This is a genomic window from Nocardia concava NBRC 100430, assembly GCF_000308815.1.
GTDB lineage: Bacteria > Actinomycetota > Actinomycetes > Mycobacteriales > Mycobacteriaceae > Nocardia > Nocardia concava.
The window spans coordinates 26,087-32,128 of the sequence record NZ_BAFX01000188.1; the positions used below are offsets into that span (position 1 = coordinate 26,087).

A 6,042-nucleotide genomic window follows, 5' to 3' on the forward strand; every position below is an offset into this window, starting at 1 on the left:
CCTGCCCGGTCGCTGGAGGCTTCGTATGCCGCTCAATGAAGAACTCATCGCGCCCGCCGCGGAGGCGCTCACCAATCCGTATCTGGAAGGTCCCTACGCGCCCACCGCGCAGGAGACCACCGCAACGAATCTGACTGTGCTGCACGGGGAATTGCCCGCCGACCTGGACGGCGTCTACGTGCGCAACGGGCCGAACCCGCAGTTCGCGCCGATCGGCCGCTACCACTGGTTCGACGGTGACGGCATGCTGCACGCGGTGCACCTCGAGGACGGGCGGGCGACCTATCGCAACCGCTTCATCCGCACCGGGGAGTTCGAGGCCGAGCACGCGGCGGGAACGGCGCTGTGGCGCGGGGTGATCGAGCCGTGGGATACCAATCCGCCGGGCGATCGGCGCGAACGCAATTCGGCCAATACCGATGTCATCTACCACCACGGGAACCTGCTGGCCCTGTGGTATCGCGCGGGCAAGCCGTACGCGCTGGATCCGATCAGCCTCGAGACGCGCGGCGTCGACACCTTCAATGACACACTGCGCGGCGAGGTTTCGGCGCACGCCAAGGTCGACGAGCGCACCGACGAGCTGCTGTTCTTCGACTACGGCATCCACTCGCCGTACCTGCGCTACGGCGTCGCCGATCCGGACGGGACGGTCAAGCACTTCACCGGGCTCGAGCTGCCCGGGCCGCGCCTGCCGCACGATATGGCCATCACCGAGAACCATTCGATTCTCATGGATCTGCCGCTCTACAACGATCCGCGGGCGGCCGCGGCCGGGCGGTTCAAGATCTTCTTCGATCGGACGCTGCCCAGCCGGTTCGCGATCCTGCCGCGTTATGGCGAAGGGGCGCAGGCGAAATGGTTCGAGGGGGAGTCCGGGTACATCTATCACACGGTCAACTCGTGGGAAGAAGGCGAGGAGATCGTCCTGGTGGTGTGCCGGGTCAGCGAGCCCAGCCCGGTCTCCGACCGCGCGCATCCGCTGGCCCAGTTGCTGGCCTATCTGCGTCCCGAGGCGAAACTGCACAAGTACCGCTTCAACCTCCGCACCGGCGCCACCAGCGAGGAGGTCATGGACGACGTGAACACCGAATTCCCCGCCATCGACCAGGGCCGCACCGGCCACCGCGGCCGCTACTCCTACCAGATGCGCCTGTCCGTCGACCGCACCATGATCTTCGACGCCGTCATCAAATACGACATCCGCACCGGCGCAAAGCAAACCGCTCCCTTCGGCAACGGCATCTACGGCAGCGAACTGACCGTGGTGCCCCGCCCCGGCGGCACCGCCGAGGACGACGCCTGGCTCACCATGTTCGCCCACAACACCCACACCGGCCTCGGCGAGGTCTGGATCTACAACGCCGCCGACCTCACCCTCGTCTGCCGCCTCGCCCTACCGGTTCGCGTCCCCCTCGGCTTCCACGCCACCTGGGTCAGCGGCGACCGCATGCGCGCCGCCGCCCGCCCTCTCAACTGAAAAAGGCTGTCCGCGTGACCTTCCCACAACTGAGTGTGAGCCTTCCCTACTGGCAGAACCGCAACCCCCTCGACGCCCTCCAGGTAGCCGAAGCCGCCGACAAACTCGCCTACCACCGCCTCTGGATAGGCGAAATGGCCACCTTCGACGCCTTCGCCCTGGCCACAGCAATAGGCCAATCCCCAGGCCGAATCCCGTTGTGCCTAGGCCCCTTACCCATCTCCGTCCGTACCCCAGCCACCATCGCCATGGGCGCCGCAACCGTAGCCGCCCTAACCGGCCGCCCCGTCGACATAGCCCTCGGCACCTCCAGCACCGTCCTGGTCCGCGACTGGCACGGCCGCCCCCGCCACCGCACCGCCCGCCACCTGGACGAAACCACCCGAATAGTCCGAGCCCTCCTAGCCGGCGAAAAAGTCGAATACGACGGCCTGATCGAACGCGTCCGAGGCTTCCGCCTCCGCCTCCCCGCCCTCCGCCCAACCCTCGCCCGCGAAGTCCTCGGCCCGAACGGCGATGCGATAGCCGGCTGGGCCAGCGTCGGATCCACTACCGGCAGAGGCGATTCCGGCGGCCGGGGCCAATCGGGGTCGGAGACCGCGCCGGCCGCAGCCTGCGGTCACGGCGCCGAATCGGAACCCGCAGCGGGCGAGTGCGCCGACGCAGCCGACGCGGGCATCGGTGGCGCGGCTACCCGGCTGGGCCCCGGGGACGTAGTGGTCGGCGGCGAGGTCGCGGTGGCGGCGTTCGGGAAGAAGGCGCTCGAAGTTGCCGCACGGTGTGCGGATCGGGTGGTGCTGAATCTGGTGACGCCCGCGCAGACGGCTCGATGTGTCACGGCGGTACGGGAATTCGCCGCGCGCGCCGGGCGGGCCGCGCCGCCGGTATCGGTGTGGGTCACCGCCGGAGTCGATCCCGACGCCGACATGCTCACTACGGTCCGACACGGTGTGGTCGGATATCTGCGCGCGCCCGGCTATGACGCGATGTTCGCGGAGGCCGGATTCGACGACGTGGTGCGGCTGGCGAAGAGCGGTGTCCACCCACGCGAGGTACTCGCGGCCATTCCGGACGAATTGCCTGCCGCCGTGGGGATGTTCGGCGACGCGGCGATCTTGTCGGCGCGACTCCGCGCCTACACCGACGCCGGGGCCGACGAAGTGGTCATCGTCCCCGCGACGACGGCCGACGATCCCGCCGGTCAGCGGACTCTGGAAGCGCTGGCCGAAATTCGAGCGGGGAAGTCCGGGTTCGCCGATGACCACTGAGTTCCGCGGCCGAACGCGGTCCGGCTCAACCCATCCGGTTGCCGCACCCCGACCCACGCGCATTGACCGCGAGTCGGAACTGCGGCCCCGCCTTCACCGGCGAATTCGGCCGGGCCGGTCTACGCGCGCCGCCGAGGTGTACGGCGCAGTGCGGTTGCCGCGCGGGTGCGAGCCGCGTGACCCGATCACAGGCATCGAACTCGGCGACGCGTACTTGCGCGCGGTACTTACCACCGGCGAGGGAATCTGATGGGCGAGACAACGTCCTCCGCGACGGCTCGAACCGGTCCCACGATTCCCGGCTGCCATCCGGACGAGACCGTGCGTGCGTATCTCGAGCGCGGCTGGTGGCAGACCGAGACGATTCCCGAGGTATTCCGCCTGCGAGTAGGTGAGGCTCCCGATGCCGCGGCGATCACCGATCCCGCGAATCTCAGCGAGTTGACCGGGGCGCGACCGCGCACGCTCACTTGGCGGGAGTTGGACGAGCATGTCACCGATCTCGCGGCGGTGCTGTTGGACAACGGGATTCGGCAGGGCTCCACGGTCGCGGTGCAGCTGCCGAACTCTGTGGCGCTGACCGCGGTCTACCTGGCGTTGTGGCGGCTCGGAGCGGTGGCGACGCCGATGCCGGTGTCGTTTCGGCGGCATGAGCTATCCGGCATTGTGGCGGCGACAGATGCCGAGGCGGTCATTACCGTTGGGCGGCTGGGGGATCGGGAGCCGGCGGCGGAGGCGTTGGCCGTCGCCGAGGGCAAGCGGACCGTCTTCGCATTCGGACCGGCGGTTCCGGAGGCCGCACTGCCGATCACAGGTCCCGAGGACCCCGTCGGCTCCGGTCGGGCGCGTGCTGCTGGGCGCGGCGGGCCGGGTGCAGACGGGTGGGGACAGGTGCGGGAGGAGCGCCGAAATCGTTTGCGGGAATACGAATCCGGTTTGTCGGTCACGGTGAACGATCGGGTCACCGTGTGCTGGACCAGTGGCACCGAGGCCGCGCCGAAGGGTGTGCCGCGGTGTCACGGTGATTGGCTGGCGATTGCGGGCGGGGTCCAGGATGGGTTGGGGCTCGGTCCGGATTCGGTGGTGCTCAATCCGTTTCCGATGGTGAACATGGCCGGGTTCGCGGCGGCGTTCCTGCCGTGGTTGTTGGCGGGCGGGCATCTGGTGCAGCATCAGCCGTTGGATCTGGCGGTGTTCCTGGGGCAGATCGCGCGGTATCGGGTGACACATACGAGCATGCCGCCCGCGCTGCTGACCATGTTGCTGCAGAACGATGCCCTGCGGTCGCAGGCGGACCTGTCATCGCTGCGGACCGTCGGTTCGGGTGGTGCGCCGCTGCCGCCGCCAGTGGTGCGGCAGTGGCAGGAGGAGTTGGGGATTCAGGTGATCAACTTCTTCGGGTCCAACGAGGGGGTGAGCCTGCTCGGCGCGCCTGCGGATATTCCGGATCCGACGCTGCGGGCGCAGCATCTGCCGTATTACGGTGCCGCCGGGGTGCAGTGGTCGACGCGGCTGGCGGAGCGGACGGCGGTGAAGCTGGTCGACGTCACCAGCGGGGCGACGGTCACCGAGGTGGGCGGGCGTGGTGAGCTTCGGTTGCGCGGTCCGGCCGTGTTCGGTGGGTATCTGCCCGGCACCGCTACCGCCGAGCCCTTCGATGACGAGGGATTCCTCTGTAGCGGAGATGTTTTCGAGTTGTGCGAGGGTGGCAGGTATCTGCGGTTCGTGGATCGGGTGAAGGAGATCATTATTCGCGGCGGGATGAATATCGCGCCCGCCGAGATCGAGGGGCTGTTGATCGATCATCCCGGCGTCGCGGATGTGGCGGTGGTCGGGTACCCGGATCCGGTGCTGGGTGAGAAGTGCTGTGCCGTAGTGGTTCCCGCGCCCGGGGCGACCGTGACCCTCGCCGATCTCGTCGCGCATCTGAAGGCTCGTGGGGTGGCCTCGTTCAAACTTCCGGAGCGCCTGGAGATCACCGATGCGCTCCCGCGCAATCCGGTCGGCAAGCTGCTGCGCCGCGAACTGCGCTCTCGACTCTGATTCTCAGGAGGACTCGTGTCAGTGCACATTCTGGGCGGCGCCCAAACCGATTTCGCCGTCAACTGGCATCGCGCCGGGCTCGGATTCGATGCGCTGATCCGCGGTGTACTCGAGGAGACCCTCACCGACGTTCGCCTCGACGCGACCGCGATCGACGTCGTGCACGTCGGCAACGCCTTCGGCCAATTGTTCACCGGCCAAGGCCATCTCGGCGGCATGCCCGCCACCGTCCACCCCGACCTCTGGGGCGTCCCGGCCTCCCGCCACGAGGCGGCCTGCGCCTCGGGCAGCATGGCGGCGCTCGCCGCCATGGCCGACCTCGAATCCGGCCGCTACGACTGCGCTCTCGTGCTGGGAGCGGAGTTGGAGAAGACTGTTCCCGGCGGTCAGGCCGCCGCCTATATGGGTGCTGCCGCCTGGGCGGGTCACGAGGCCCAGGACACCGACCTGGTCTGGCCCACCCAATTCGCCGCCATCGCCGACGAATACGACCGCCGTTATGGCCTGGACCCGGCGCATCTGCGCGCCATCAGCGAACAGAACATCACCAACGCCCGCCTGAATCCCCGTGCCCAGACCCGCGACTGGACCTACACCGACGCCAGCTTCACCACCGACGACACCGCCAACCCACCGGTCACCGGCGTCCTACGCCGCCAGGACTGTAGCCAGATGACCGACGGCTCGGCTGCCGTAATCCTGGTCTCCGACCGATTCCTACAGCGGCACAGCGAAATCCGCGCCACCGCGGTGATCTCCGGCTGGGGCCACCGCACCGTCGGCCTCCCACTCGACGAGAAGTTCCGAGTCTCCGCCGCCGAGCCCTACGTCTTCCCTCACGTCCGCACCGCGTTCCTCGACGCCCTCTCCCGCGCGGGCCTGTCCGACATCCACCAACTCGACGGCATCGAGGTCCACGACTGCTTCTCCATGTCGGAGTACGTCGCCATCGACCACCTCGGCCTCACCGCCCCGGGCGAGAGCTGGAAGGCCGTGGAATCCGGCATGATCGGCCGCGACGGCAGTCTCCCCGTCAATCCCGGCGGCGGCCTGATCGGCATCGGCCACCCGGTCGGCGCGACCGGCGTCCGCATGCTCCTCGACGCCTACAAGCAGGTCACAGGCCGAGCGGGTGACTACCAACTCCCGGACGTCACCCGCTACGGCACCGTGAACATCGGCGGCAGCACCACCACGGTCGCCAGCTTCGTGGTCGAGACCGCCGCCTGACCCTCAGTCCAGCTTGGCGGG

4 protein-coding genes are annotated in these 6,042 nt (G+C 68.5%); all 4 read left to right on the forward strand.

Going from position 1 to position 6,042, the window contains the following annotated elements; genetic code table 11:
• The first annotated feature begins 25 nt into the window (after positions 1–25).
• The 4 genes from ON43_RS36915 to ON43_RS36935 all read left to right on the forward strand — a co-directional run bounded on the left by ON43_RS36915 (position 26) and on the right by ON43_RS36935 (position 6,021).
• Positions 26–1,480, forward strand: coding sequence for a carotenoid oxygenase family protein (locus tag ON43_RS36915; RefSeq protein ID WP_040815229.1), 1,455 nt, complete (start codon positions 26–28; stop codon positions 1,478–1,480).
• A 14-nt stretch (positions 1,481–1,494) separates the two neighbouring features.
• Positions 1,495–2,748 (forward strand): LLM class flavin-dependent oxidoreductase, encoded by a 1,254-nt coding sequence (locus ON43_RS43070; protein WP_157514334.1) that lies wholly within the window; start codon positions 1,495–1,497, stop codon positions 2,746–2,748.
• Between the two features lie 249 nt (positions 2,749–2,997).
• Entirely contained in the window at positions 2,998–4,791 is a 1,794-nt protein-coding gene (locus ON43_RS36930; protein WP_083914084.1) for a class I adenylate-forming enzyme family protein, read from the forward strand.
• Positions 4,792–4,806: 15 nt separating this feature from the next.
• Positions 4,807–6,021, forward strand: coding sequence for an acetyl-CoA acetyltransferase (locus tag ON43_RS36935; protein ID WP_174416533.1), 1,215 nt, complete (start codon positions 4,807–4,809; stop codon positions 6,019–6,021).
• Positions 6,022–6,042: the final 21 nt, after the last annotated feature.

Bases quoted from the DNA above. Each gene is read 5' to 3' on its own strand.
- ON43_RS36915 (WP_040815229.1), top strand. From the start codon at position 26: ATGCCGCTCAATGAAGAACTCATCGCGCCCGCCGCGGAGGCGCTCACC.
- ON43_RS36930 (WP_083914084.1), top strand. From the start codon at position 2,998: ATGGGCGAGACAACGTCCTCCGCGACGGCTCGAACCGGTCCCACGATT.